Annotated in this window: 28 protein-coding genes and 2 pseudogenes; 24 read left to right on the top strand and 6 right to left on the bottom strand. The window is 40.3% G+C overall.

Features of this window, described 5'->3' with window-relative positions; genetic code table 11:
• Window positions 1-153 carry a DUF2256 domain-containing protein gene (locus JZ784_RS02205; protein ID WP_168379796.1) on the top strand — a complete coding sequence of 51 codons (153 nt, stop codon included), beginning with the start codon at window positions 1-3 and terminating at the stop codon, window positions 151-153.
• On the opposite strand, the gene JZ784_RS02200 is transcribed toward JZ784_RS02205, so the two are convergent.
• From JZ784_RS02200 to JZ784_RS02190, 3 genes are all read right to left on the bottom strand, one after another.
• Window positions 150-404, bottom strand: a complete 255-nt coding sequence (locus JZ784_RS02200) for a TIGR03643 family protein (RefSeq protein ID WP_346313633.1) — start codon at window positions 402-404, stop codon at window positions 150-152. The two genes, JZ784_RS02205 and JZ784_RS02200, sit on opposite strands and share 4 nt — an antisense overlap.
• Window positions 405-601: 197 nt before the next feature.
• Window positions 602-1,003, bottom strand: coding sequence for a hydroxyisourate hydrolase (uraH, locus tag JZ784_RS02195; protein WP_168378003.1), 402 nt, complete (start codon window positions 1,001-1,003; stop codon window positions 602-604).
• 10 nt (window positions 1,004-1,013) lie between these two features.
• On the bottom strand, window positions 1,014-1,502 hold the full coding sequence (locus JZ784_RS02190; protein ID WP_346314242.1) for a heme-binding protein: 489 nt from the start codon (window positions 1,500-1,502) through the stop codon (window positions 1,014-1,016).
• Window positions 1,503-1,608: 106 nt separating this feature from the next.
• Between JZ784_RS02190 and JZ784_RS02185 the strand changes: the two genes are divergently transcribed.
• Together JZ784_RS02185 and JZ784_RS02180 are read left to right on the top strand one after the other, a co-directional pair.
• Window positions 1,609-2,280, top strand: a complete 672-nt coding sequence (locus tag JZ784_RS02185; RefSeq protein WP_016166485.1) for a heavy metal response regulator transcription factor — start codon at window positions 1,609-1,611, stop codon at window positions 2,278-2,280.
• Window positions 2,277-3,659 carry a heavy metal sensor histidine kinase gene (locus tag JZ784_RS02180; RefSeq protein WP_346314241.1) on the top strand — a complete coding sequence of 461 codons (1,383 nt, stop codon included), beginning with the start codon at window positions 2,277-2,279 and terminating at the stop codon, window positions 3,657-3,659. The genes JZ784_RS02185 and JZ784_RS02180 overlap by 4 nt, the downstream gene beginning before the upstream one ends.
• 13 nt (window positions 3,660-3,672) lie before the next feature.
• Here JZ784_RS02180 and JZ784_RS02175 read toward each other — a convergent pair.
• A pseudogene (locus JZ784_RS02175) lies at window positions 3,673-4,061 on the bottom strand (ATP-binding cassette domain-containing protein); the annotation flags it as partial.
• A gap of 32 nt (window positions 4,062-4,093) precedes the next feature.
• Here JZ784_RS02175 and JZ784_RS02170 point away from each other — a divergent pair.
• Window positions 4,094-4,227, top strand: a pseudogene (locus JZ784_RS02170) (transposase); the annotation flags it as partial.
• Between the two features lie 119 nt (window positions 4,228-4,346).
• Here JZ784_RS02170 and JZ784_RS02165 read toward each other — a convergent pair.
• A complete protein-coding gene (locus JZ784_RS02165) occupies window positions 4,347-5,285 on the bottom strand; it encodes a LysR family transcriptional regulator (protein WP_346313632.1) in 939 nt (312 codons plus the stop codon).
• A 106-nt stretch (window positions 5,286-5,391) separates the two neighbouring features.
• Between JZ784_RS02165 and JZ784_RS02160 the strand changes: the two genes are divergently transcribed.
• From JZ784_RS02160 to JZ784_RS02090, 15 genes are all read left to right on the top strand, one after another.
• Window positions 5,392-6,552, top strand: coding sequence for an acyl-CoA dehydrogenase family protein (locus JZ784_RS02160; protein WP_346313631.1), 1,161 nt, complete (start codon window positions 5,392-5,394; stop codon window positions 6,550-6,552).
• Between the two features lie 14 nt (window positions 6,553-6,566).
• Window positions 6,567-7,388 carry a CoA ester lyase gene (locus tag JZ784_RS02155; protein WP_346313630.1) on the top strand — a complete coding sequence of 274 codons (822 nt, stop codon included), beginning with the start codon at window positions 6,567-6,569 and terminating at the stop codon, window positions 7,386-7,388.
• A gap of 17 nt (window positions 7,389-7,405) precedes the next feature.
• The gene (locus tag JZ784_RS02150) at window positions 7,406-8,245 is read left to right on the top strand and encodes a hypothetical protein (RefSeq protein ID WP_346313629.1); all 840 of its coding nucleotides are present in this window, start codon (window positions 7,406-7,408) and stop codon (window positions 8,243-8,245) included.
• 5 nt (window positions 8,246-8,250) lie between these two features.
• The gene (locus tag JZ784_RS02145) at window positions 8,251-9,441 is read left to right on the top strand and encodes a CaiB/BaiF CoA-transferase family protein (RefSeq protein ID WP_346313628.1); all 1,191 of its coding nucleotides are present in this window, start codon (window positions 8,251-8,253) and stop codon (window positions 9,439-9,441) included.
• 301 nt (window positions 9,442-9,742) lie between these two features.
• Window positions 9,743-10,636 (top strand): LysR family transcriptional regulator, encoded by an 894-nt coding sequence (locus JZ784_RS02140; protein WP_346313627.1) that lies wholly within the window; start codon window positions 9,743-9,745, stop codon window positions 10,634-10,636.
• A 134-nt stretch (window positions 10,637-10,770) separates the two neighbouring features.
• Entirely contained in the window at window positions 10,771-11,445 is a 675-nt protein-coding gene (locus JZ784_RS02135; protein ID WP_346313626.1) for a 3-oxoacid CoA-transferase subunit A, read from the top strand.
• 5 nt (window positions 11,446-11,450) lie between these two features.
• Entirely contained in the window at window positions 11,451-12,095 is a 645-nt protein-coding gene (locus tag JZ784_RS02130; RefSeq protein WP_346313625.1) for a 3-oxoacid CoA-transferase subunit B, read from the top strand.
• 32 nt (window positions 12,096-12,127) lie between these two features.
• Window positions 12,128-13,393: an MFS transporter gene (locus tag JZ784_RS02125; RefSeq protein ID WP_346313624.1), complete on the top strand. Its 1,266-nt coding sequence runs from the start codon at window positions 12,128-12,130 to the stop codon at window positions 13,391-13,393.
• Window positions 13,394-13,395: 2 nt separating this feature from the next.
• On the top strand, window positions 13,396-13,719 hold the full coding sequence (locus JZ784_RS02120; protein WP_346313623.1) for a 4-methylmuconolactone methylisomerase: 324 nt from the start codon (window positions 13,396-13,398) through the stop codon (window positions 13,717-13,719).
• A 32-nt stretch (window positions 13,720-13,751) separates the two neighbouring features.
• Entirely contained in the window at window positions 13,752-14,030 is a 279-nt protein-coding gene (gene catC / locus JZ784_RS02115; protein ID WP_346313622.1) for a muconolactone Delta-isomerase, read from the top strand.
• A 32-nt stretch (window positions 14,031-14,062) separates the two neighbouring features.
• Window positions 14,063-15,325 (top strand): acetyl-CoA hydrolase/transferase C-terminal domain-containing protein, encoded by a 1,263-nt coding sequence (locus JZ784_RS02110; RefSeq protein WP_346313621.1) that lies wholly within the window; start codon window positions 14,063-14,065, stop codon window positions 15,323-15,325.
• Between the two features lie 11 nt (window positions 15,326-15,336).
• The gene (locus JZ784_RS02105; protein ID WP_346313620.1) at window positions 15,337-16,530 is read left to right on the top strand and encodes an acetyl-CoA C-acetyltransferase; all 1,194 of its coding nucleotides are present in this window, start codon (window positions 15,337-15,339) and stop codon (window positions 16,528-16,530) included.
• A 30-nt stretch (window positions 16,531-16,560) separates the two neighbouring features.
• Window positions 16,561-17,463, top strand: coding sequence for an MBL fold metallo-hydrolase (locus tag JZ784_RS02100; protein ID WP_067667620.1), 903 nt, complete (start codon window positions 16,561-16,563; stop codon window positions 17,461-17,463).
• 55 nt (window positions 17,464-17,518) lie between these two features.
• Window positions 17,519-18,862, top strand: coding sequence for an OprD family outer membrane porin (locus tag JZ784_RS02095; protein WP_346313619.1), 1,344 nt, complete (start codon window positions 17,519-17,521; stop codon window positions 18,860-18,862).
• Between the two features lie 26 nt (window positions 18,863-18,888).
• Window positions 18,889-19,185 carry a YciI family protein gene (locus tag JZ784_RS02090; protein ID WP_346313618.1) on the top strand — a complete coding sequence of 99 codons (297 nt, stop codon included), beginning with the start codon at window positions 18,889-18,891 and terminating at the stop codon, window positions 19,183-19,185.
• Between the two features lie 216 nt (window positions 19,186-19,401).
• Here JZ784_RS02090 and mobR read toward each other — a convergent pair whose 3' ends face one another.
• Window positions 19,402-21,087, bottom strand: a complete 1,686-nt coding sequence (gene mobR / locus JZ784_RS02085) for a phenol degradation transcriptional regulator MobR (protein WP_346313617.1) — start codon at window positions 21,085-21,087, stop codon at window positions 19,402-19,404.
• 392 nt (window positions 21,088-21,479) lie between these two features.
• Here mobR and JZ784_RS02080 point away from each other — a divergent pair, with 392 nt between their 5' ends.
• The 5 genes from JZ784_RS02080 (at window position 21,480) to JZ784_RS02060 (ending at window position 25,116) form a co-directional block, all read left to right on the top strand.
• On the top strand, window positions 21,480-21,770 hold the full coding sequence (locus JZ784_RS02080; RefSeq protein ID WP_346313616.1) for a phenol hydroxylase subunit: 291 nt from the start codon (window positions 21,480-21,482) through the stop codon (window positions 21,768-21,770).
• An 18-nt stretch (window positions 21,771-21,788) separates the two neighbouring features.
• Window positions 21,789-22,793 (top strand): aromatic/alkene monooxygenase hydroxylase subunit beta, encoded by a 1,005-nt coding sequence (locus JZ784_RS02075; RefSeq protein WP_346313615.1) that lies wholly within the window; start codon window positions 21,789-21,791, stop codon window positions 22,791-22,793.
• Between the two features lie 12 nt (window positions 22,794-22,805).
• Complete coding sequence (locus JZ784_RS02070; RefSeq protein WP_346313614.1) at window positions 22,806-23,075, top strand: MmoB/DmpM family protein; 270 nt, start codon at window positions 22,806-22,808, stop codon at window positions 23,073-23,075.
• A 58-nt stretch (window positions 23,076-23,133) separates the two neighbouring features.
• The gene (locus tag JZ784_RS02065) at window positions 23,134-24,672 is read left to right on the top strand and encodes an aromatic/alkene/methane monooxygenase hydroxylase/oxygenase subunit alpha (RefSeq protein WP_346313613.1); all 1,539 of its coding nucleotides are present in this window, start codon (window positions 23,134-23,136) and stop codon (window positions 24,670-24,672) included.
• Between the two features lie 78 nt (window positions 24,673-24,750).
• The gene (locus JZ784_RS02060; protein WP_279699609.1) at window positions 24,751-25,116 is read left to right on the top strand and encodes a phenol hydroxylase subunit P4; all 366 of its coding nucleotides are present in this window, start codon (window positions 24,751-24,753) and stop codon (window positions 25,114-25,116) included.
• Window positions 25,117-25,118 lie beyond the last annotated feature (2 nt).

The following is a 25,118-nucleotide window of genomic DNA, read 5'->3' as shown; positions in this document are numbered from 1 at the left end:
ATGAAAAAACATCATCTTCCTAAAAAAATCTGTATTCACTGCTTACGCCCATTTAACTGGCGTAAGAAATGGCAACGTTGCTGGGAAGAAGTCAGATACTGTTCTGAACGATGTAAACGTGAGTCCAGACGGTGTACAAAGTCAAGCGCTTAGAAACGTTTATACTGCCTTGAACAATAAGCCCGAATTACATCAGGTGATCGCAGCTGCAAATGCTTGGTTTTTCGACCGGTAACCCGTTCACGCCACATTTTAAAACTAGATACTTTCAAGTTTTTTCGCATCAAACGAATCACAGTCGCTTCATTTAAACTATACTCACGTTCGATAGCTTCAAAAGGGGTTCGATCTTCCCAGGCCATTTCGATAATTCTTGATAAATCTTGTTCAGCAAATTGATTCACGCCATTCTCATTTTTAATCAAATAATAGTAAAAGCTAATTTTTGGCCTTTAAGCCTCATCACATCCCTTGTACAACTTGAATCTATTCTGATTCGGTGAAGAGTATAAAAATATGGGCATGAATTTTTTGTGATTCTTTCTAACGTTTACTAATTATAAGCAATTAAAAGGGCTAGTTTTACCAGCCCTTTAGATTATCAATTACCTCGGTAGGTCGAGTATCCATAAGGGCTTAATAATAAGGGAATGTGGTAGTGACTGACACTGCCATCAACTTTGAAAATAACGGGGACTTCTGGGAAAAAAGTGCTCTGATTATTCTTTTTGAACCAGTCACCAGTTTTGAACGTGACCTTATAAATCCCTTGCGCTAACGGCTGATTTTCAGGAAAAAGTGCTGTAATACGACCATTCGACCCTGTAACTTGCTGATTCAGCTGCACCCATTTATTGCCAGAACTCTTTTCGAGCACTACTTCAACATCAGCAGAAGGTAAACCATTTTCTAGATTTAACACATGTACACTTAATGGGTTATTTTGTGCAAACGTCATTGATGTTAATAACAGTGTTGAGAGTGGTAAAAACTTCTTAAACATAATGGAATCCTTAACGATTCAAACTAGACTGAATGGCTGCCTCAGCACAATACTGATCATTTTTGGCGCCTCCTGCACCCGCAACCCCAATTGCACCGACCACCTGATTTTCATAACGCACTGGTAAACCACCTCCTAACAACAGCAAATTAGATAAAGTGGTTAAATTTTTTGTATCACTGTTTTCTTGAGCATTTTGACTTAACAGCAAGGTCGCTGTTTTGGTCGATAAAGCGGTATAGGCTTTCTTTTCGGCTGCGCCCAAATTATGGGGGCCGACATTTTCATGCCTACTTGCCATCAAGGTATTTCCTCCCCGATCAACCACGACCACAGCAATGTTGTGCTGTATTTTTTGACAAGCAGTCACTGCGGCATCAACAAGGATGTTTGCAGCGTTGGAATCGAGTGAATAAACTTGATTCAATTGAACGGTTTGTGCAAAAGTACTGCTACTCATCAGCATTACTGTTAAAACAAACCCTTTGAGATTGTTCATCATGATTGCCCCGAATTAAGTTTTACAAAATCTTATATAACCTGAATGATTTGAAGCATGACAATCACATTACAAAGTTGTCATCTTCAAAATGAGTCTGAGCAAAATGTGTATTCTAATTATCGAAGATGAAGTGAAGATCGCCTCATATCTGGTGAAGGGCTTAAATGAATCTGGCTATGCCGCTGAATGTGTTCATTCAGGGCTCGAAGGCTTGGAAAAACTAAAAATGCAACCTTATACCTTAGTCATATTAGATGTGATGCTGCCCGATATTGATGGCTGGGCAGTCTTAAAAGTATTACGTCAATTTTCCCATATACCCGTGATTTTTCTCACTGCCAAAGATCAAATTATTGATAGGGTCAAAGGTCTGGAACTGGGTGCCGATGACTATCTGGCCAAACCTTTTTCGTATATTGAATTACTCGCACGTATTAAAAGTCTGCTGAGACGGCAACAGTATGTTCAGGAAAATGAGTTATGGATAGGCAATTTAAAAATGGACTTAATCCATCATAAAGTTTGGCGACATGAGCAGTTAATTGAACTCAGTAAAAAGGAGTTTAATTTATTGCACTTCATGCTACGGCACCCAAATGAAATTATTACGCGTAGGCAAATTGCTTCCGAAGTTTGGCATATCAATTTTGATACTGATACGAATTTTATTGATGTCGCGGTACGACGCTTACGCAGTAAAATTGACGAGGGGCATGAGATAAAATTAATTCATACTGTCCGTGGCTTGGGCTATAAAATTTCAGTGGAAGCATAATGTTCAAGCCCATTCGCTCTTTAGAACTCCGATTAACACTCTTGGTTACAGGGTGTGCTGCAATGGTCTTGTGCGCCGTAGCATTTATGACCTATCTGGGTATCAACCAGATTTTAATTGCTCAGCAAGATCGGGCTTTGGTTGAACGAATTGAGCGACTGGAAATTTTGCTACAAGACAGTAGCAATATTGAACAGATTATCGCTCGTCCGAAGCTGTATCAAAATATGTTGGGAAATCAGGATAATTTGTTTTTATTGATTCAAGGCAATCAGATTCTCATCAACATCAATCCTCTTGGCATTCCACTGCCTGAATTTACCCATCAGCCACAGATTCAATTCCAAGATTTATCTGCTCATACTTACCCCACCCGTATTGCTTGGAAAACCATTGAAATCAATCAGCAGCCCTATGTGTTAATTGCAGGCAAACAGTGGTCTGAACGTTTAGCTATCATCTCGCCTTTTCAAGAACGTCTTTTCATTTATGTTTTTACAGGTATCTTAGCCATTTTCATACTCTGTGCCATTGCTAGCCGTCTGGGATTGAACGCATTAAGAACTCTGCGAGAACAGACTCATGCCATCAATATTCACAAACTTAAGCAGCGACTCAATCTGATTCATCCCCCTCAAGAGATTGAACAACTAGCATCCGATATCAACGCCATGCTTGACCGTATTGAAATGGGATATAGCCAACTGAATCGCTTCTCTGAAGACATTGCCCATGAATTTAGAACCCCATTGAATAATTTAATCGGGCAGACTGAAATTTTACTCATGAATGAACGTAGTCCCGCACAGTATCAGGAACTCTTGATTTCCAACTTGGAGGACTATCAACGTTTAAAACGAATGATTGACAGCATGTTATTTCTCGCCCGCGCAGATGCACACAAAGTTTGTTTAAACAAACAGAAAATTCAACTTCAATTATTTATAGAAAATATATTCAGCATTTTCGAATATAAAGCTGAAGAACAACACTGCAATTTTGTTTTAAGGCTTGAAGCGACTGAGCTATCGGCAGATCCAGAACTGTTACAACAAGCGCTGTATAATCTAATATCAAATGCGCTCATTCACGGAGGCAATTACCGAACTATATATGTGCTTAGCCACAGAAAGAACATTAATAATATGCTGATGATTACATTATCTGTGATCACCAGTGGTTTGGAAGTTGCTCCTGAGCATTTGCCTCATCTTTTTGAGCGTTTTTATCAGTGCAGTTCCAGCAGACAAAGCCCTCATCAAACGGGTGGTTTAGGCCTATCGATTGTGGCATCCATTTTAACGCTTCATCAGGGAATGTATCAGGCAGTCAATAGCGTAGAAGGTATATGTTTTGAACTGCTATTCCCAGAAGCTTAATCCACATTCGCACTCATTTCATCTCGTGTTTGGAATCACTCTCAATTCTCCCATCAACCAGATTAATGGTTCGATCACAGGTTGCCGATAATCTAGGATCAGGAGTCACCAATAAGACTGCACAGTCATGTTCGCGATGTACTTTACGAAATAATTCAAACATTTCCACGGCAGTTTGAGTATCGAGATTACCTGTCGGTTCATCGGCCAACAATAGTACAGGCTGAGTAATCAGTGCACGTGCAATCGCCACACGCTGCTGTTGCCCTCCAGAAAGCTCATTCGGTTACGGTCAGCAAACTTATCTAAGCCTACGGCGGCCAATAATTCATGGGCATATTGCAACGCAGATTGATCTGGTTTGCCTTTCTTCAGCATTAATCGCATAAGCACCTCATTAATTAGCCATTTTATCTAACTAAAAAGTGCCTGCAAAATCGGTGGCTATTCATACGAATAATGTCAGTGACTCTCAGGTACTTAGAGACTTGCTTGCTCAGATTCCATTGGATGAGCAGATTGACTCTGTCTATAGGATGAGGCTTATGGTACGAAACACTGCCGGCAAGGCCGTGTTGAATAAATTCACGGAATAAGGATTTAAACCATATAGAGTTGTTTTAGGTATTTAGAAGAGCAGTTAGGCTTATTTATTCACCTTATAAATAGCAGCAAAGACATCTCATTTTATATTCTCTCGTAAATCCATTCAGCATTTGGCCATTTTTTCTCATCAATGGAGCGCTCTACGCATCCCATAATTTCACTAGTAATAATGCGAACATGCTTTGGTATGTTTCTTGTAGAATGCATTGCTAAAGTAATCACACGTACAAAGTCATTACCCGCAATTGGCACAGCTCTCATTAAACCAGTATTAAACTCATTAATAACTGACACTAAAGGCAAAATAGTGTAACCAAAGCCTTGTATTACAAGCTGCTTCTGAATATTTAAATCATTAGTTTCAGCATAAATATCTAAAGTCGACTTATTTTGTTTACAAGCCTGTTCTATGAGCGTTCGCAAGCGGTGAGGATGACATGGTAAAATTAATGGGAAATTTTCAATTTCTTTTAAACCCATAGATATATTTAGTTGCAGGGGCGCTTGTGCTGCGCCTATTAAAAATAAAGGCTCTCTTACTAGAGGCGTCAAGTCAATTAATTTAGAAGGCGTTGAATCATACATTAAGGCTAGATCAATATCTCCAGCTTCTAGCCATTCTTTTAAATGCCCTGAATACCCAACAGAAATCTTAACTTGCACTTCAGGATATTTTTCTTTGATAATGCTCATAATCAAAGTAGACAGCAGCTCACTAATACTTGATAACATCCCTATATGAACTTTTCCTCGAATAATACCTTTATTAGCAGTCAATTCTAATTTAGCACTTTCAACATCATCCAAGATTCTTCTTGCATAAGGTTCAAGCAGCTTGCCGTCATCGGTCAAAGCCATACCATGACGTGAACGGTTGAATAATTTTACCCCCAATTCTTCTTCAAGCATTTGAATTTGGCGTGATACTGCAGGCTGCACAATATTCAGCATCATTGCCGCCTTCGTAAGGTTCTCAACTTCTAAAATAGTGATAAAAGTACGTAACTGTTTAATATCCATTTCAATAATTTTCCAGCATGCATTCCATCAAAATATATTATTTTAAATTAATTAACATAACAATATATGATCTAAAACATAAAGAGATCAAGATAAGGATATCCAAGTGAAAAGCACTTTTAATAACTACCCAGAAATTCGTGAAGCAGTTCGTGCATTGTGTGCACAATTTCCAGATGAATATCATCGTAAAATTGATGGAGACAAAACCTATCCTGAAGAATTTGTAGATGCTTTAACCAATGCGGGCTGGCTCGCTGCAATGATTCCCGAAGAGTTTGGCGGGTCTGGATTAGGCTTAGCGGAAGCCTCTGTGGTCATGGAAGAAATTAACCGCAGCGGCGGCAACTCAGGCGCCTGTCACGGCCAAATGTATAACATGAGTACTCTGCTGCGTAACGGATCTCAAGCGCAAAAAGAATTCTATTTACCTAAAATTGCTTCTGGTGAATGGCGTTTGCAATCAATGGCAGTTACTGAGCCGACAACAGGTACAGATACCACCAAAATTCGCACGACTGCAGTAAAAAAAGGCGACCGTTATGTAATAAATGGCCAAAAAGTTTGGATTTCACGTGTGCAACATAGTGACTGGATGATTCTGCTTGCGCGTACAACGCCTTTAGCTGAAGTGAAAAAGAAATCTGAAGGCATGTCTATTTTCATGGTTGATATTAAAGAAGCGATGAAATCAGGGATGGTCGTGCAGCCTATTCCGAATATGGTAAATCATGAAACTAACGAACTGTTTTTTGAGAACCTGGAAATTCCTGAAGAAAACCTGATTGGTGAAGAAGGCAAAGGTTTTAAATATATTCTCGACGGTTTAAATGCAGAACGTACCTTGATTGCTGCGGAATGTATTGGTGATGGCTATTGGTTTATGGATCGTGCAACCAAATATGTAAAAGACCGCGAAGTCTTTGGCCGCCCAATTGGTCAAAATCAGGGGGTACAGTTCCCGCTTGCCGAATCTTTCATTGAGATTGAAGCTGCAAATCTCATGCGTTTCCGTGCTTGTGAACTTTTCGATCATGGTCAAGCCTGTGGTGCTGAAGCCAATATGGCCAAGTATCTGGCTGCTAAATCCAGCTGGGAAGCAGCGAATCATTGCTTGCAATTCCATGGCGGTTTTGGATTTGCCAATGAATATGACATTGAGCGTAAATTCCGTGAAACCCGTCTGTATCAAGTTGCGCCTATTTCAACAAATCTAATTCTCAGTTATGTCGCTGAACATTTACTTGATTTACCGCGCTCATTCTAAATAAGGACTGCAGTATGGAAAAAGTACAAAAATCTGCACGTTCTTATCTTTTTGTACCTGCAAACCGTGTTGAACGCTTTGAAAAAGCGCTCAGCACGCAAGCGGATGCAATTATTGTCGATTTAGAAGATGCAGTTCCAGTAAATTTGAAAGTTTCCGCACGGGAAAGCTTAAAACACTGGTTGATGGAACATCCACAAAAAAATGTGATGGTCCGTATCAATTCCAAAAACAGCGAATGGTTTGCAGACGATATTCAATTGGCAAACTTCAGGAATGTTCAAGCAATTGTTTTACCTAAAACTGAATCTGCTGCAGACATTGCTGCCGTTACGGCTATTCGTGAAATCAATATATTTGCGTTAATTGAAACGCCACTGGGTTTTGCCAATATTCGTCAAATTGCTCAAGCGAAATCAGTCCAAGCCCTGATGTTCGGGTCAATTGATTTTCAGTTAGAAATGAATATGCAAGGTGGTTATGAAGAGCTGCTGTCATTTCGGAATGAATTCGTATTGGCTTCTAAACTAGCAGGAATTGAGTCTCCTGTTGATGGGGTCACTGTTGATTTTAAAGATGAAACTTTAGTTGAACGGGAAACGCTGCAAGCAAAAAATTTAGGCTTTGCTGGAAAACTCTGTATCCATCCCAACCAAGTCAACATCGTCAATACGGCCTTCACGCCAACAAATGCAGAAATGGAGTGGGCGCAACGTGTTTTGGAGGCAGTCCATCAAGCGCAAGGCCAAGCCATTAGCTTAGATGGGAAAATGATTGATTTACCTGTCATTTTAAGAGCACAAAAAATTTTAAAACAGGCTGGTTTAAACGCATAAAGAATTGAGGAATTTTCATGGAAAACTACAGCAATTGGATTGGAAAGAAAGAAATACTAGAAGATTATTCAGATCATCGCCCTATAGCAATGATGCAGACTTTACTCAATGAAGAAAATAAGTCCCCTGCTGATTTGCCTCATCTATATCACTGGCTCTATTTTCTGCCATTGGTCAACGGACAAGACCTTGCTGTAGATGGTCATCCTAAAAAAGGCGGATTTTTACCCCCCATTCCTTTTCCTAAACGGATGTGGGCTGGCAGCAGATTACAGTTCTTTAAACCTATTGCTGCTCAAAAACTAATACGCCGTGAATCTGAAATTTTAAAGGTTGAGCTGAAACACGGTAAAAGCGGCAATATGTATTTCGTCACGGTTCAGCATTCAATCTATTCCGACAATGAATTAGCAATTATTGAAGAACAAGACATTGTCTATCGTGATGCCACGAATCAGGTGCAAGGCACAGTGCAGCCCCCTGCCGCAACCGTAGAAGCCAAAGCATTTGATTATAAAAAATCATTCCCTGTTGATCCTGTAACTCTATTCAGATATTCGGCTGTGACGTTCAATGGACACCGCATTCATTATGACCGTCCCTATGCAACCCAAGAGGAAGGCTATCTTGGCCTTGTGGTGCATGGCCCACTTTTAGCCACCCTTTTAATTCATCATTTCAAGCAAGAACACCCAGATAAAAAAATTACCCGTTTTGAATTCCGTGCCGTTAATCCGGTATTCGATTTTGATAATTTTCAAATTTATGGCCGCGTTGAGCAGGAAAATGGCGAATTATGGATCGAAAAAAATAACGGTCAAATTTGCATGAAAGCGAAAATCTCTTTTAAGGAATAAATCCCATGCTGGCTTTAAATGATATCACTGTCATTACACTTGAACATGCGATTGCCGCCCCCTTCTGCACTAGGCAATTGGCAGATTTAGGTGCACGGGTCATTAAAATTGAACGTCCGAATGTAGGTGACTTCGCACGCAAATATGATGAACGTGTTGATGGCATGTCATCGCATTTCATTTGGGCCAACCGGTCGAAAGAAAGTTTGACGCTGGACATTAAAACCCAAGAAGCACAGGATATTTTAAAGCAGCTGGTCTTAAAAGCGGATGTACTGGTGCAGAATCTTGCACCGGGTTCCGCATCTCGGCTCGGCCTTTCTTTTGAAGCGTTGTCAGCCCTCAACCCTCAAATTATTGTCTGTGATATTTCCGGCTATGGCGATGATGCTGAACACCCTGGCCCCTATCATGATAAAAAAGCCTATGACTTACTGATTCAAAGTGAATCAGGATTTTTATCCATCAGCGGTACCGAAAATGATTATGCGAAAGCCGGCTGTTCCATTTCAGATATAGCAGCTGGAATGTATGCTTACTCCAATATTTTAGCCGCCTTGATCGAGCGCGGAAAAACAGGCAAAGGAAAACGCATAGATGTCTCCATGCTTGAAAGCATGACTGAATGGATGGGTTTTCCGCTCTATTATACCTTTCGAGGGAACAGCGCACCTCAGCGTACGGGTGCATCGCATGCCACAATCTATCCTTATGGCCCTTTCCTCACCGGTGACAATAAACAAGTCATCCTAGGGGTACAAAATGAACGTGAATGGCAAGATTTTTGTAAAATTGTATTGAATGACCCTGCACTTTCCGAACTGCCTGAATTTATAAATAATACTTTACGCTCAAAAAACCGTGAAAATTTAAAATCCATCATTTTAGATGTCTTTAGTCATTTAACTCAGAAAGAAGTGATTCAGCGCTTAGAACTAGCCAAAATTGCCAATGCAAATGTCAACAAAATGGAAGATGTCTGGCATCATCCGCAACTTGATGCACGGCGACGCTGGACTGTCGTAAATACACCGGTCGGTAAAGTGCCAACACTTAAGCCAGTCGGACTTACACATGATGAAGATTATCGAATCAGCTCTGTACCATACCTGAGTGAACATACCCATGTGATTCTTAGCGAATTAGGATACAGCGAAACTGTCATCCAAGAATTTATTGAAAAAGCGATCATTTAGAATTTTCCAGTTTCCAGCATCATGGAGGCCATGGTGTTGGTCTTTTTTTTGGAACCCGGACATCACAAGGGTGCATTCTTTGAATGGTGATGTGTATTACCCTATTGCTCTTCATTTCATTTTTTAGGTAATTATCCCCCTAGGGGGGTGATTTAAAAACCCGAGCTAACCAGACTGACTTTAGTCGAATAAAAATAACATTTCATATATTTGAAAAGAATGAAATACTTTTCACTTAATATCAATTCAAGCATGTCGTGCTGTAAGCAACTATTTTTAATAATTCAACAGGAGTAAACCTGTGAACTTTGATTTAAATGATTTTCGGCTGATTCTGAATATCGCTGAGACACAAAATTTAACTCGCGCAGCCGAAAAAACCTTCATTTCAACACCTGCAGCCAGCAACCGGATCAAGAATCTAGAACAGCAATTAGGACTGAAAATTTTAGAACGCTCATCTCAAGGCGTTGAACTGACTGAAATTGGGCTGATTTATTTAAGATATGCCAAATCGATTTATCATGAAATTGAATGCCTTAAAGGCGAACTTTCTCAATTTAATGATCAGATAGCCGGGAAATTATCTATTGTTGCCAACACAACTGCGATTACTGAATACATTCCTCAGGCTTTATCTGAATATCTAATTACTCATCCGCATGTGGATGTAAATCTTAAAGAAATGCTAAGTGAAGACATTGTGAATATTGTCGTAGATAAGCGTGCCGATCTTGGAATTATCTCAGGAAATATTGATACTAAAAATTTGCAGACGATGCCGTTAATTTCTTCTCATCTCATTTTGATTGCACCCAAAACCCACCCTATTCTTCAATACAAAAATGTGACCTTATTGGATGCCATTCAATATTCAGTCGTGACTTTACATGAAGGCAGCGCAATCCAAATTTTTTTACATAAGCTATCTCAGCAATTAGATAAAAAAATAAATATTCGGGTACAAGTTTCAAGCTATGACTCCATTTGTCAAATGGTAGCCGCTGGTGCAGGTATTGCAATTATTCCTTTAGCCGCGTTTCGGCGTTTACAGCACATTCATCCCAATATCGAATATAGAGAGATTGATGAAAAATGGGCGCATCGCGGCTTTCAAATATGTGCAATTAACTTTAATGGAATTAGTCAATTCTCTAAAGATTTTATTAAATGTTTAAAATCTCACATTCATTAACTATCAAACTATTTTACCTCGCAACTTTGTTAATCTCAGATTAACACCACTTTCAAATTTAAAAATTGTGCATAACACAGGAATGTGTGAACTTACTATCAGTATAAGAAACATGAATTTTACAAGGTAGTAAGATGATTAATAAAATCTTCAATTCGGCAAAGGACATTGTCAATGATATCAAAGACGGTTCTGTCATTGCTGTCGGCGGTTTTGGCGGCTCGGGCATGCCGAACGAGCTTATTCAAGCTTTAATTGATCAAGGCGCGAAAGATTTAACTATTGTAAGTAATAATGCCGGTAACGGAGATCAAGGTCTTGCTGCTTTACTTAAAGCCAAACGCGTCAAAAAACTGATTTGCTCCTTTCCTCGTCAAAAAGACGCCTATGTTTTTGAAGAATTGTACCGTAATAACGAAATTGAGCTAGAAGTTGTCCCCCAAGGCACACTTGCAGAACGTTTAAGAGCCGCCGGCTGCGGTATTGGCGGTTTTTATACACGTACCGCTTATGGCACCTTACTTTCAGAAAATAAAGAAATCAAAGAAATCGATGGTAAAGGCTACGTCTTCGAGAAAGCCTTGCCTGTAGATTACAGCCTGATTTATGCCAAGACCGGTGACCGTTGGGGCAATCTTATTTACAACAAGACTGCCCGCAACTTTGCGCCAGTTATGGCGATGGCTGCAAAAACAACTTTAGTTGCTGTAGACCAAATCTGCGAACTTGGTGATTTGGATCCTGAAATCATTATCACCCCAGGAATTTTTGTGGATCGCCTTACACTCAAAAATGGCATTGGAGCGTAATCATTATGGATAGCTTACAAAAAACCAATCTTGCGCAGCGTGTTGCTCTGGATATTCCAGAGGGTGCTTATGTCAACCTCGGTATTGGCCTACCAACTTTAGTAGCCGACTATTTTGTGGATAAGGAAGTGATTCTTCAAAGTGAAAATGGTGTATTAGGGCAATGGACCCAAGCCGCTAACGGAGAAGAAGATTGGGATCTCATTAATGCCGGTAAAGAAGCCATTGATTTAAAAAAAGGAGGTGCCTTTTTTCATCATGCGGATTCTTTTGGAATGATGCGCGGCGGACACTTGGATTATTGCATTTTGGGCGCTTTTCAAATTTCTGCAAATGGTGATCTGGCCAATTGGCATACAGGGCATCCTGATTCCATTCCAGCTGTCGGCGGCGCAATGGACTTAGCCTCTGGCGCACAAAATGTTTACGTCATGATGGAACATTTAACAAAACAAGGCCACAGCAAAATTATCGAGAAATGTACTTATCCATTGACAGGTCTAGCTTGTGTTAATCGAGCGTATACGGAAATCGCAACCTTTGAGTTTTTAAATGGCTCTGTCTACGTCATAGATATTGTTTCACCTCACAATGCCGAATATGTGCAAAGTGTTACAGATGTCATTTTGGATTTTTCAAAAATGAAATAAGTGCAAAACATGATTTTACAAAGGAGATGTAAATGGGAATGTTAAATTGGTATAAGGAATCGGATTCCAACCAGAAAAAAACATTTTGGGCGTGTTATGCCGGATGGGCATTAGACTCATATGACATGCAGATTTTTAGCTTTTTATTGCCTGTTATTATGGCAACGTGGGCATTGACTCAAACTCAAGTCGGTTTAATCGGTACAGTTGCTCTCGTGGTTACTGCTATTGGCGGATGGATCGCCGGCATTTTGGCGGACCGCTATGGCCGTGTCAAAATTCTAATGTTTACCATTTTGTGGTTTACATTTTTTGGCGTATTGGCAGGGTTTGCACAAAATTATGAACAATTATTGGTTGCAAGAACCTTACAGGGTTTAGGCTTTGGTGGTGAGTGGGCAGTCGGTGCTGCTTTAATGGCTGAAGCTGTGCAAGCTAAACATAAGAACAAAGCTGTTGGATTCGTACAGTCTGGTATGGCACTAGGCTGGGCTGGATCTGTGGTTGTAGCTACATTGTTTATTAGCCTGCTGCCGCCAGAATGGTCTTGGCGCATCATTTTATGGACAGGCGTTATTCCAGCATTAATTGTCATATTTATCCGCCGCAATGTTAAAGAGTCTGCTCAGTTTGTTAACGATGTGACTAAAAATAAAACTATTGTTGAGAAGGCATCTTTTTCGACAATCTTCAAAAAAGAATATCTGCGCTCAACAGTGTTTGCCAGCTTATTGGTGGTTGGCCTTCAAGCAGCCTGTTATGCAATTCTGATTTGGATTCCAACACTCATGAATGAACGTGGATTAAGTCCGAGCTCTAAAATTGTGACGATTTTAATCATGGCTGTAGGCGCATTCGCCGGCTTCATGTTTACTTCGTATCTTGCAGATAAAATTGGCCGTAAACAGACTCTAATCGGGATGTCTATTTTAAGCTGGATCGTGACTGTAGTTTATATGCTGATTGCCATGAACCAATATATTACTCTGGCGCTTGGCTTCTTCGTCGGTTTCTCGGCCATTGGCATGTTTGCTGCGCTTGGACCTTTTTTAAGTGATTTATTCCCAACGCATATCAGAACTACTGGTATGGGCTTTTCTTATAATGTCGGTAAATCGCTGGGAGCGCTGTCCGTAGTTGGCGTCGGTGCCCTAGCAGACAATTTCGGTTTAGCCACTTCTATTGGGTTGTTCTGTCTAACGGCATATGCTCTTGCTACCCTTTCCATTCTGTTAATTAAAGTCCGCAAAGAGCAAACTTCATCTCTTTCCAACCAATACCACAAGCAGGAAGCCTAGTCATGATCCGCATTCTTTATTTACTGCAAAAACCTGAAAATATGAGCAAAGAGCAATTTGATCAAGAATGCTTAGTTCATTATCAAATGTCGCACGGCATTCCAGGCTTGCACAAATATGAAGTCCGCCTGATTGCATCTGAACCAACGGATATACACGTTCCATTTTTTGATGTTCAAGGCGTAGATGCAATTGGCGAATGCTGGTTTAAAGATGAAGCTCAGATGCAAACCTATTTAGATTCAGAAATCCGCCAAAACTGGTTTGAACATGGAAAAACATTCATTGGCAGCTTAAAACCTTTTGTCACTAAAGACATAATTTAATTCTTATCTATCAAATATTAAGGAAGATAAACATGCTTTTTTGCGTAGAAATGACAGTCAGTATTCCATTAGACAGTGATCCAGTAAAAATGGATGAAATTAAGAAGTCTGAAAAAGAACGTGCCATCGAATTGCAAAAGTCAGGTAAATGGCCTCATCTATGGCGCGTAACCGGAAAATACTCAAACATTAGTATTTTTGATGTGGAAAGCAACGATGAACTGCATAGCTTATTAATGAGCCTACCGCTGTTTCCTTATATGGATATTAAGGTGACAGCTTTATCTAAGCACCCTTCGTCAATTCATTAAACACCAAGCTGCTAAGATCAAGGATGATCATCATGGATAAAATATACGATATCTCTCAACTTGATTTATCCCGCTATATTCAACATGGTGATCATGTCATATGGGGGCAGGCTCAATCTGAGCCGACGCCATTAACTCAGAATTTAATTCAAAACAGACATAAAATTGGCAAGTTCAGTGTCTTTTTAGGCATCAGTCAGTTTCCTACATGCCAGCCAGAACATTCAGATCATATTAAGTTTTCAAGCTATTGCGGTGCTGGGTATAACCGAACACTTGCACAGAGCCATCGGCTTGATATCTTGCCAGTACACTATTCTCTATTTCCTCAGCTGATTGAACAGCACACGCTTCAAGCCGATGTAATTTTACTTCAGGTTTCTGAACCTAATGCTCAAGGACAATACAGCTATAGCCTTGGACAAGACTATCTAAAATCGGCTATTCAACACGCCCGGCTGGTCATTGCCGAAGTCAACAAACAAGCGCCTTGGGTTTATTCAGACCAGTATCTGACTGAAGAAAATTTTGATGTTCTAGTTTATACAGATCGCAATATTGAGCTCCCTATTGAATCATCATCTTCACAAACTAGCCTCAAGATTGCCCAATATGCGGCCTCTTTAATTAAAAATGGCTCTACATTACAGCTAGGAATAGGCTCAATTCCTGAAGCTATTTTAAAGGCCTTGGGGCAGCATCAAAATCTAGGTATTCATTCAGGTATCATCAGTGATGGTGTTATGCAGCTAATGAAGCAAGGCGTGATTACCAATCAAAAAAAGAGTATCGATCTCGGATTAACAGTGACGGGGTTAATTTCAGGATCGGCAGAACTGCACGGCTATGTGCATGAGAATCCTGCAATCCAGCTTCGGCCTACAGAATATACACATCATACTCAAACATTAGGACAGCTTGAAAATTTCATTGCAATCAATTCCGCAATTGAAGTTGACCTAACTGGTCAAATCAACGCAGAAATTGCAAATCATACTTATGTGGGTGCTGTTGGCGGCGCATTAGATTTTATTCGTGCAGCCAATCATTCAAATGGCGGCCTATCCATTATAGCCCTCCCTGCTTCTGGAAAGAATTTTAGCCGAATCGTTAGTCAATTACAGGGACCCGTTTCTACACCGCGCAGTGATACGGCGGTCATTATTACCGAACATGGCATTGCAGACTTACGAGGCCTTACTATTTCTCAACGCGTAAAAAAAATGATCTCTATTGCGGCTCCTGATTACCGTAATGCATTAACTGAACAAGCATACAAAGCAAAATTAATTTAAAGGATGATCACATGAAAGAAGCTTATATTGTCAGTCCATTGCGCACGCCGATTGGCAAATTTGGAGGCGCTTTAGCCTCACTGACTGCTGTCGATCTTTCAGTTAAGGTAATACACAGCTTGATTGAAGAAACAGGAATTGATACAAACACGCTGGATGAAGTCATCATCGCACAGTCGTATTCATCTAGCGAAGCGCCTTGTATTGCCCGTTATGCAGCGCTAGCTGCCGATTTGCCGATTGAAATTTCAGGTTATACCCTTGATCGCAGATGCGGCTCAGGCCTGCAAGCTATTATCAATGCAGCGATGGCGATTCAATCAGGCAATGCTGAAGCGATTATGACCATCGGCGTTGAGAGCATGAGTAATATTGAATATTATTCAACCAATATGCGCTGGGGCAGCCGTGCAGGCAACGTGACCTTTTTTGACCGCTTGGAACGTGGCCGTGAAAGATCACAGCCAATAGAACGTTTTGGTGCTATTTCCGGCATGCCTGAAACTGCAGATAATTTGGCGCGGGACTATCATATCAGCCGCGAAGAATGCGACGCTTTTGCAGTTCAGAGCCATCAAAAAGCACAGCAGGCTTGGGATTCAGGCAAATTTCAAGATGAAGTCATTCCAGTTGAAATCAAAACTAAAAAAGAAATCAAAACCATAAATTTTGATGAAGGCATCCGTAAAGACAGCAGCATTGAAAGCCTGAGCAAGCTCAAAACGCTTTTACCAAATGGTGTGACCACCGCTGGAAATTCAAGCCAGCAGAATGATGCTGCAGCAGGCTGTCTCGTTGTCAGCCGTGAATATCTGGAAAAATACAATTTAGAACCCATGGCGAAAATTATTGGCTGGAGTTCGGCAGGCTGCGATCCGAGCCGGATGGGTATTGGCCCAGTTCCCGCGGTCCATAAGCTGCTGAAAAATACGGGTGTCCACCTAGAAGACATTGATCTGATCGAAATTAATGAAGCCTTTGCAGCACAGGCATTGGCTGTAATTAAAGAACTGAATCTTCAAGATACGGCAAATATTAATGTGAATGGATCAGGCATTTCCCTCGGCCACCCTATTGGGGCTACAGGCATGCGGATTATGACTTCCCTGCTCCATGAAATGAAACGCCGAAATGCACGCTATGGGCTGGAAACTATGTGTATTGGAGGCGGACAAGGCTTAGCCGCCCTATTCGAACGCATCTAAACATTTATTGAATTTGTTAAGGAGTAAGACATGATTGAATCAAGAATGATTGGTGAAGTAAAAGTTACGCGTATTCATGAATATGCTGCGCCAAGCCACGACCCTAAATTTTTATTTCCAACAGCAGATCAGAGTTTACTGGAAGAAAATAAAGCGATGCTTGCCCCGCATCATTGGATCCCAGAAATGAATCGCCTCATTGTAAGTATTCAATTTTGGGTGGTGCATGCTGGCAATAATATTATTGTGATAGATACTGGAGTCGGCAACTTTAAACCCCGTCCAGAAATTCCACGCATGCATATGCTGAATAACTTAATTACTGAGTGGATGACTGCTGCTGGAGCACCGCCTGAGAAAGTCACTCATGTTGTCATTACCCATTTACATTCCGATCATGTTGGCTGGAATACCGTTTGGAAAGACAATCGTTGGACTCCAACCTTCCCGAATGCCCAATATTATTTCCCTAAAGAAGACTTTGATTTTTGCCACGAAGGTAAAAACAAAGAGCCTGGCGTGATTGATGTCTTTGGCGACTCTTTCTTTGACAGTGTAATGCCAATATTTAATGAAGGTTTAGTACAGTTTATTAAACCTCACTCTGAAATTGCCGATTGTTTAGTCGTAGAGCCGGCGCCAGGCCATAGCCCAGGCCAAGTCACCTTCCGTATCAGATCCCAAGGAGAAGAAGCTATTTTTTGCGGCGATGTCTTCCATAGCCCACTGCAAATCGTTCGTCCAGAAATCAATTCTGGTTATTGTATCTGGCCTGATATTGCCATAAAAACGCGAATGGAATGCTTGGAACGGGCTGTTAGCAGAGAGGCTTTACTGCTGCCCGTACATTTTGGTGATCCTTACTGCGGTTATATCCGTAAACAAGATAATGGATTTATCTTTGAACCTTCAGATACTTGGAACCGCGTTTAAAACTCACATCAAACGATTTAGGTAAGTCATTAACATCAATTAAAAGGACTTTTTAATGCAAAAACCAGTAAATAAAAATTTACTGGTTATGGGTAAGCTTTGCCTATTCATAACTGGAATTAACTCAGCTCATGCAAATTTTATTGAAGATGCCAAATTTAATGTGCTGGCAAAAAATTACTATTTTAACCGTGATTTTCGTAAAGGCGAGTACAACTCTGCAGGACAGAATGCACAGTTACCTGTGTCTGAGCGCAAAGGCTACCGCGAAGAATGGGCGCAAGGCTTTATTGCCAATATGGAAAGCGGCTGGACAGATACGCCTGTACAGTTTGGAATAAATGCCTATTCTTTGATGGCATTAAAACTGGACAGCGATGGCTATCGCACAGGAACTAACAACTTAGAAGTCGATGCGCAAGCTAAACCTAAATCGGCGACTGCTGAATTCGGCGGTGCACTACGCGCAAAATATCATCAAACTGAAGCATTGCTGGGGAACCAATTTCCAAATAACCCAATTATAGGAACCAACTATTCTCGCCTGCTTCCATCGATGTCAACAGGTTTATCTATTAAGGATAATTCCTTTGATCATCTTACTTTAGACTTTGGCTATTTTACTCAAATGAGCCCCGTCGACTCGACCGACCGACTCAACTATTTCAATACCGATTATAACAATGGCATTCAAGGTGACTACGTTACTTATTTAGGGGCAAAATATAAACTGGATAATATTGAAACAGCTTTATATGTATCGGAATTAGATAATGTCTGGATGCAGTATTATTTAGGGGCAAAATATAATTACCCTCTCCATGATCAATCCAGTTTTACGCTGCAAACCAACAACTATTTAAACCGTGATACTGGAGATGCCACGGGTGGAAATATCAGTACCGGTCTGGTTTCTTTAACTGGCAACTATAGATTATCTAATCACAATTTTACTTTAGCCTATCAGCAAGTACTCGGTAATGAGCCTTTGGATTGGATTGGTTTCAAAAATAATGGCGGAATTGCATCCATTCCTAACAGCGTGCAATTTGCCACCTTTACAGAAGCAAGAGAAAAATCTGCCCAAATTAAATATGAAATTGACTTTAGTCCCTATGGCGCTAACGGTTTTTCATTGATGACACGCTATCTGTATGGCTGGGATATGGATAATACTGGCAGTGACAATGCTTTCTACACAAAACGTCACATTTATAATCAGGATATTGATAACAAGCATTGGGAACGGGATATAGAATTGCGCTACAAAATGAAGAAAGGTTTTGCCAAAGATCTGGATATCCGTGTTCGCCAAGCCACTCACCGCACTACCCAAGGTTACAGATATGGAAATATTGATGAAGTCCGTTTAATTTTTGAATATCCATTTTCATTCTAATCAAACAATAATATCAGGAATTAAAAATGCCATATGTTATAGAAACCTGGGACAAAATAGATCATCTGCCGCTGAGAAAAAAACTGCGGGATGAACATTTAAAGTACCTGAATCAAAAACTCGAACTCTTACTCGCCTGCGGTGCAAAACTAGATGATGACGGCTCGGATCTAGGCGGAGGAATCTATATTATTGATGTCAATACTCGTAAAGCTGCACAGCAGTTTATTGAACAGGATCCTTTTTATATCGGCGGACTATTTCAGAAAGTTAAAATTGATCGCTGGAGAAAAGCCTATCTAGATGGAGCTTTTTGCTTATAAAGAGAAAAGCATGGCAATGCCATGCTTTCAAACCAGTGTAGCATCAATGTCAAATGCAAACAGACTTTTGACTATAGAAGTAGGCCACAGAATTGGTGCAGCAATTGCTAAAGAATGCCTAAAAAAGGCTGGTATCCGATTATTTTAGATAAAAAATGCTGATATTGAAGTCGATTTACTCGACCATATAATAGTCAATCTATATATAATTGAAATCTACTCTTTCTTGCCATGAATAGCCTGCTTTTTTAAACGGTAATCCAAAGCTGCTCGGCTAATACCCAATACACGGGCTGCTTCAGAAACATTATGATTCACTTTTTGCATTGCGATAGAAATCAATTGCTTTTCATGATCTTCCAAACAAAAGCCATCTTGTATTACTGCATCTAAGTCCACTTTTTCAGGCTTTGTTTCAATGTCCTCTTTAATCTGCGGAAACAAATGACTAAGTTTAATTTCCTGCTGATGATCCGTCAGTAAGGTCGCCCGCTCTAATAAGTTTTCAAGCTCACGAATATTACCTGGCCATTCATAAGTCATCACAAAGTTTTTGGCCTTGTCGCTTAAACCTTTTAAAGTCTTTCCATACATATTTTCAAAACGCGATAAGAAGTGCGTAATCAATAATGGAATATCATCACGGCGCTCACGCAGCGGCGGAATGATGACGGGGAAGATATTTAAGCGATAATATAAGTCAGCACGGAATCGCCCATCTTTCACGGCTTGTTCCAAATTCTCATTGGTCGCAGCCACCAAACGGACATCAGCCTTTCGAGTTTGATGATCACCAACTCTCTCATACTCTCCTTCTTGTAACATCCGTAATAAAGCTGCTTGTGCGCGTGGTGAAAGCTCAATCACTTCATCTAAAAAAATAGTTCCTTGATGAGCCCGTTCAAATTTTCCACTCCGAGTTTGCGTTGCACCTGTAAATGCACCTTTTTCTACACCAAAAAGTTCCGATTCAATTAAATCAGGTGGAATACAGGCACAATTTACAGCAACAAATGGCTGCCCTTTACGGGAACTACCTTCATGAATCCCTCTTGCAAACGCTTCCTTACCAACCCCAGTTTCACCTTGCAGTAATACAGCAACCTTGCTGCCTGCTGCCTTTTTCAAAAGGTCACAGACTTTACGGTATGCAACTGATTCACCAATTGAATTAAACATGGTGTAATCTGCTTCTATATCCGTATAGATATTTTTCTTTAACTCATTCAGTTCCGCCTGTAAGGCAATTAATTCATCAGACACTGGATCGGGTGACATAAACTGGATCAATTCATCGGCATTTTCCCATTCATCTAAAGGTTTACCAATAATTCGACAGCAATCATCCCCTTTGGCAACACAATGGGTTTCTTGATAAATAATGGTTTGCCCCATGACCAGACTGGTATAACCACAGGCATAACCCAATAACATCCAACAAGCTGATTCTTCCGAAGCACCAAACTCACTTAAATGAACTTCCGCTTCAAATGAATTTCGCCAGTTAAAATCCGCATAAAATTCATGTTCATCATGACTTAATTGAAGCTCATTGACTTCAACTTGAACCATGCCACGAATACCATGCATTTGCGGTCCAGCCATAAATGCTTCAGCTTCATTTAAATTCGGACGTAATTTAGAAGTGACTTCTGCATCCCTCACACCCGCCTGATAACCCAGACGAATAAAAAAACGCTTAGTCCGTTCCCAACCCAACATGTTATACAAATCTTTTCTTAAAAAGCCCATGATGCTGGTATGCATCAGCAGCATACGATTTTCTTCAAACCAAATTTTTCCATGCTGACTATCAAACTGAATTTTATCCAGTAAATCTTGAATATCTTTGTTTTTCTCCAAAATTTGAGTATAAAAATTCGCATCTTTGGCTTGAGGCATGACTGAATATCCATCCTTGGCTATAGGTCTCCTCCCTATCTTACCCACATCCAACTAAAAAGCTTTACTACCTTATTATCATAACTTTATACCTCTCAGGTATTTTTGAATTAAAACCATGAAATCATATAGATACAAATCACTAGATCTATAAAAAGTATTTTCAAATTCCCCACCGAACCATTCATTATTTGATGAAATCAAACATTTTTATGTTCATCATTCCATGAATTTTTATCGTTCAAATAATATAAAAAAGGCAGATGAAAATCACAAATAATTGATTAATAACAATTAATCAAAGTTGGCATGAGTTTTGATATATCTCTATCAATAAATGCAAGGTTGCATCACTGAAATGATTTCAGTGTAGAGATAAAAGGATGATTCCAATGACTCAAGCGCTACAACATGACCAACTCACCAAATACATTCGTGTAACAGGTGACCGTCATGCCAAGTTTGTTGAATTTGACTTCGCAATCCACGACCCAACACTTTTTGTCGAACTCATTCTCCCCCAGCAAGCATTTCAACATTTTTGCGAAATCCATCATGTTGTAGAAATGACTGAAGCGCAGCGAGCATGGAATGACGCACAAGAAGATAAATGGCGTTATGGCGTTGAACCAACAGTCCTGAGCCAAGTTCGTGAAAATTTAGATCAAGAAGATCCATCTTAAGCCCATAAGGAAATCGTGATGACTTTAGAAATTAAAACATCCAACTTAGAACCTATTCGTCAAACTTATGCGTATATCGAACGTCGTTTTGGTAAAAAGCCTGCGACTCGTTATCAAGAAGTCAGTTTTGATGTACAAGGTGCAACCAATTTTCATTATCGCCCATTGTGGAAACTAGACAAAACTTTAAATGATCACACCCATACCGCGTTACAAATGCAAGACTGGTATGTATTTAAAGATCCGCGTCAATTTTATTATGGTGCTTATGTACAGCATCGTGCACGTTTACAAGAGACCGCTGAAAGCAATTACTCATTCTTTGAAAAACGCCATTTGATTGAAAATCTAAGTGATGAAGTGAAACAGAAAATCATCACTTGCTTATTACCGTTCCGTTATATCGAGCAAACTGCCAACCTACACATGATGTCAGGCAGTGCCTATGGTTATGGCACAGTCATTACTCAAGCTTGTATTTTTGCGGCAATGGATCGCTTGGGCATGGCGCAATATCTCTCTCGTATTGGTTTACTAATCGATAGCAATACTGGTGAATCATTACAACAAGCCAAAGATAGCTGGATGAATGATGCCTCTTGGCAACCGCTCCGCAAACTGTGTGAACAAAGCTTAACTGAACAAGATTGGTTCAAACTTTATGTCCTGCAAACCCTAATCATCGACAGCTTAATGCAAGCTCTAGTTTACGGTGAACTGGATCAATGGTTAGTTGAGCACGGCGCACGTGATGTGGCGATGCTGACCGAATTTATGAAGGACTGTTTAACCGATTTACGTAAATGGTCAGACCCTGTTTTAAAAACTGCCATTGCTGAATCTGAAGAAAATAAAACTTTAATTCAAGGTTGGATAGACACACTTTTACCTCAAGTGACTGAAGCCTTTAGTGCATGGTCAAATACCGCTCTTGGACATCCATATATAGCCAATGGCTTAGCGGTCATTGCAGAACGCAGTAAAAAAGCAGGTTTAACTCTTGAATTAGAATCGGTTGCATAAGGATACGCAGACATGAGCTCAAAAGTTTATTTGGCATTACAAGATAACGATACTTCACGCTACATCATTGAAGCGATTGAACAAGATAACCCTGAAGCCACCATTCAATACCTTCCTGCCATGATTCGTGTGGAAAACCTCGGAAAATTAGTGGTTCATGCAGAAACGGTATCTGAAAAACTAGGACAAGACTGGGACATTCAAGAACTGCAACTCAACATGATCACCTTAGGTGGCAACGTTGATGAAGATGATGACACCTTCACGTTGCAGTGGAATTAACCCCACACGAAAAATATAAGAAGCTGATCGCTTCAACAGATTGAAAAGGATGATCAAGATGAATAGCCAAGCAAAAAGCGCGACTAAAACTGCAACCAAAAAACTCAATGCGAAAGACCGCTACCGTATGCTGACTCGTGATCTAGATTGGGATTTTTCCTATGCAGATCGTAAAGAGGCTTTTCCTTACGAAGAGTTTGAAGGGATTAAAATTACAGACTGGTCAAAATGGGAAGACCCATTTCGTTTAACCATGGATTCGTACTGGAAATATCAGTCAGAAAAAGAGAAAAAACTGTATGCCATTTTTGATGCATTTTCTCAAAACAATGGTCAAATGAATGTCAGTAATGAACGCTATTTAAATGCCATTAAACTGTTTTTAACCGCGGTAACGCCATTGGAATATCAGGCGTATCAAGGTTATGCGCATGTGGGGCGCCAATTTGGTGGAATCGGTGCACGTATTGCTTCGCAAATGCAATCGATTGATGAACTGCGTCATGTACAGACGCAAATTCATGCCATGAGCCATTACAACAAATTCTTTGATGGCTTCCAAGATTGGGCACACATGCATGACCGTGTTTGGTATCTCTCTGTACCAAAATCATTTTTTGAAGATGCTCGTTCAGCAGGCCCATTCGAATTCTTATTGGCCATTAGTTTCTCTTTTGAATACGTTCTGACTAACTTATTGTTCGTGCCGTTTATGTCAGGTGCAGCTTATAACGGTGATATGGCTACAGTGACCTTTGGCTTTAGTGCCCAGTCGGATGAAGCACGTCACATGACCTTAGGTTTGGAAATCGTAAAATTCCTACTAGAACAACATGAAGATAACGTCCCGATTGTTCAGGAATGGATTGATAAATGGTTCTGGCGCGGTACTCGCCTGCTGTCTATTGTCGGCATGATGATGGATTACATGCTGCCAAACAAAGTAATGTCTTGGAAAGAAGCCTGGGAAACTTATTTCGAAGAAGCTGGCGGTGCATTGTTTAAAGACCTCAGCCGTTACGGTATTCGTATGCCGAAATATTCAGACGTGATTGTGAAAGAAAAAGAGCATATTTCACATCAAGCATGGTGGATTTTCTATAACTTTGGCCATGCTGCTGGTTTCCATACTTGGATTCCAACCGATGAAGAAATGGATTGGTTATCTGAGAAATATCCAGACACCTTTGACAAATATTATCGCCCTAAATGGGAGTTGGCGCGTAAGTTGGAAGCTGAAGGTAAACGCTTCTATAGCAATGGCTTACCGCAACTGTGCCAAATCTGTCAGATTCCAATGACCTTTACGGAAATGGATGGCGACCCGACTATGTTTAGCTACCGTGACAGTATTTATAAAGGCGAGCGTTACCACACCTGCTCGGATGGCTGTCATGACATTTTTGAACGTGAACCTGAAAAATATATTCAAGCTTGGCTGCCAGTCAACCAAATTTTACAAGGCAATTGTGGCGGTCCTGATTTAGAAAGCATTTTACGTGATTACTACAACTTTAATGTTGGTGCAGACAATCTGGACATTGAAGGCTCTCCAGACCAAGAACGTTGGAGAAAATGGAAAGGTCATGTCGCTTAAGTAAAAAAGGATCAGAAGTCATCTCATGAATAAAAATTTCGAAATGGCTTCACACTCAAGGAATTTAGGAGTTTTCTCATGCCAGTACAAGCTATTCAAAAAAACTATGAATTTGATGCACGTGATGCACAAAAAAATTACGGCGACAATATGCTGCTCTATGTCGGATGGGATCATCACACATTATTTTGTGCCGCGCATGCTTTCGTGGTCTCGCCACAACAAAGTTTACAGGAGTTGATTGATCAGCAAATTCAAGCGGGTTTTAATCAGCATCCTGACTTTGAACATATAGATTGGTCAAAAGTGCAATTCACATTGAATCGTCAATTATTAACCGATGCGGATTTTTCCAAATCTTTGGCTAATTTAGGTTTTGACCATAAATCACTTCTGCGTTTTGTCACACCTGGTTTAGATGGCTACAACGGCACGCATGTATAAGG

Origin of the sequence: Acinetobacter sp. CWB-B33, assembly GCF_039655955.1 — a bacterium.
Taxonomy (GTDB): domain Bacteria; phylum Pseudomonadota; class Gammaproteobacteria; order Pseudomonadales; family Moraxellaceae; genus Acinetobacter; species Acinetobacter bouvetii.
This window is presented reverse-complemented; position numbering and strand designations above follow the sequence as displayed.

Excerpts from the sequence above, each read along its gene's own strand:
- JZ784_RS02150 (WP_346313629.1), top strand. The coding sequence starts at position 7,406 with ATGGAAAACTACAGCAATTGGATTGGAAAGAAAGAAATACTAGAAGAT.
- JZ784_RS02135 (WP_346313626.1), top strand. The coding sequence starts at position 10,771 with ATGATTAATAAAATCTTCAATTCGGCAAAGGACATTGTCAATGATATC.
- JZ784_RS02125 (WP_346313624.1), top strand. The coding sequence starts at position 12,128 with ATGGGAATGTTAAATTGGTATAAGGAATCGGATTCCAACCAGAAAAAA.
- JZ784_RS02075 (WP_346313615.1), top strand. The coding sequence starts at position 21,789 with ATGACTTTAGAAATTAAAACATCCAACTTAGAACCTATTCGTCAAACT.
- catC (WP_346313622.1), top strand. The coding sequence starts at position 13,752 with ATGCTTTTTTGCGTAGAAATGACAGTCAGTATTCCATTAGACAGTGAT.
- JZ784_RS02185 (WP_016166485.1), top strand. The coding sequence starts at position 1,609 with ATGTGTATTCTAATTATCGAAGATGAAGTGAAGATCGCCTCATATCTG.
- JZ784_RS02060 (WP_279699609.1), top strand. The coding sequence starts at position 24,751 with ATGCCAGTACAAGCTATTCAAAAAAACTATGAATTTGATGCACGTGAT.
- JZ784_RS02155 (WP_346313630.1), top strand. The coding sequence starts at position 6,567 with ATGGAAAAAGTACAAAAATCTGCACGTTCTTATCTTTTTGTACCTGCA.
- uraH (WP_168378003.1), bottom strand. The coding sequence starts at position 1,003 with ATGTTTAAGAAGTTTTTACCACTCTCAACACTGTTATTAACATCAATG.
- JZ784_RS02070 (WP_346313614.1), top strand. The coding sequence starts at position 22,806 with ATGAGCTCAAAAGTTTATTTGGCATTACAAGATAACGATACTTCACGC.
- JZ784_RS02130 (WP_346313625.1), top strand. The coding sequence starts at position 11,451 with ATGGATAGCTTACAAAAAACCAATCTTGCGCAGCGTGTTGCTCTGGAT.
- JZ784_RS02100 (WP_067667620.1), top strand. The coding sequence starts at position 16,561 with ATGATTGAATCAAGAATGATTGGTGAAGTAAAAGTTACGCGTATTCAT.
- JZ784_RS02110 (WP_346313621.1), top strand. The coding sequence starts at position 14,063 with ATGGATAAAATATACGATATCTCTCAACTTGATTTATCCCGCTATATT.
- mobR (WP_346313617.1), bottom strand. The coding sequence starts at position 21,087 with ATGCCTCAAGCCAAAGATGCGAATTTTTATACTCAAATTTTGGAGAAA.
- JZ784_RS02080 (WP_346313616.1), top strand. The coding sequence starts at position 21,480 with ATGACTCAAGCGCTACAACATGACCAACTCACCAAATACATTCGTGTA.
- JZ784_RS02120 (WP_346313623.1), top strand. The coding sequence starts at position 13,396 with ATGATCCGCATTCTTTATTTACTGCAAAAACCTGAAAATATGAGCAAA.
- JZ784_RS02190 (WP_346314242.1), bottom strand. The coding sequence starts at position 1,502 with ATGAACAATCTCAAAGGGTTTGTTTTAACAGTAATGCTGATGAGTAGC.
- JZ784_RS02095 (WP_346313619.1), top strand. The coding sequence starts at position 17,519 with ATGCAAAAACCAGTAAATAAAAATTTACTGGTTATGGGTAAGCTTTGC.
- JZ784_RS02065 (WP_346313613.1), top strand. The coding sequence starts at position 23,134 with ATGAATAGCCAAGCAAAAAGCGCGACTAAAACTGCAACCAAAAAACTC.
- JZ784_RS02105 (WP_346313620.1), top strand. The coding sequence starts at position 15,337 with ATGAAAGAAGCTTATATTGTCAGTCCATTGCGCACGCCGATTGGCAAA.
- JZ784_RS02090 (WP_346313618.1), top strand. The coding sequence starts at position 18,889 with ATGCCATATGTTATAGAAACCTGGGACAAAATAGATCATCTGCCGCTG.
- JZ784_RS02145 (WP_346313628.1), top strand. The coding sequence starts at position 8,251 with ATGCTGGCTTTAAATGATATCACTGTCATTACACTTGAACATGCGATT.
- JZ784_RS02205 (WP_168379796.1), top strand. The coding sequence starts at position 1 with ATGAAAAAACATCATCTTCCTAAAAAAATCTGTATTCACTGCTTACGC.
- JZ784_RS02165 (WP_346313632.1), bottom strand. The coding sequence starts at position 5,285 with ATGGATATTAAACAGTTACGTACTTTTATCACTATTTTAGAAGTTGAG.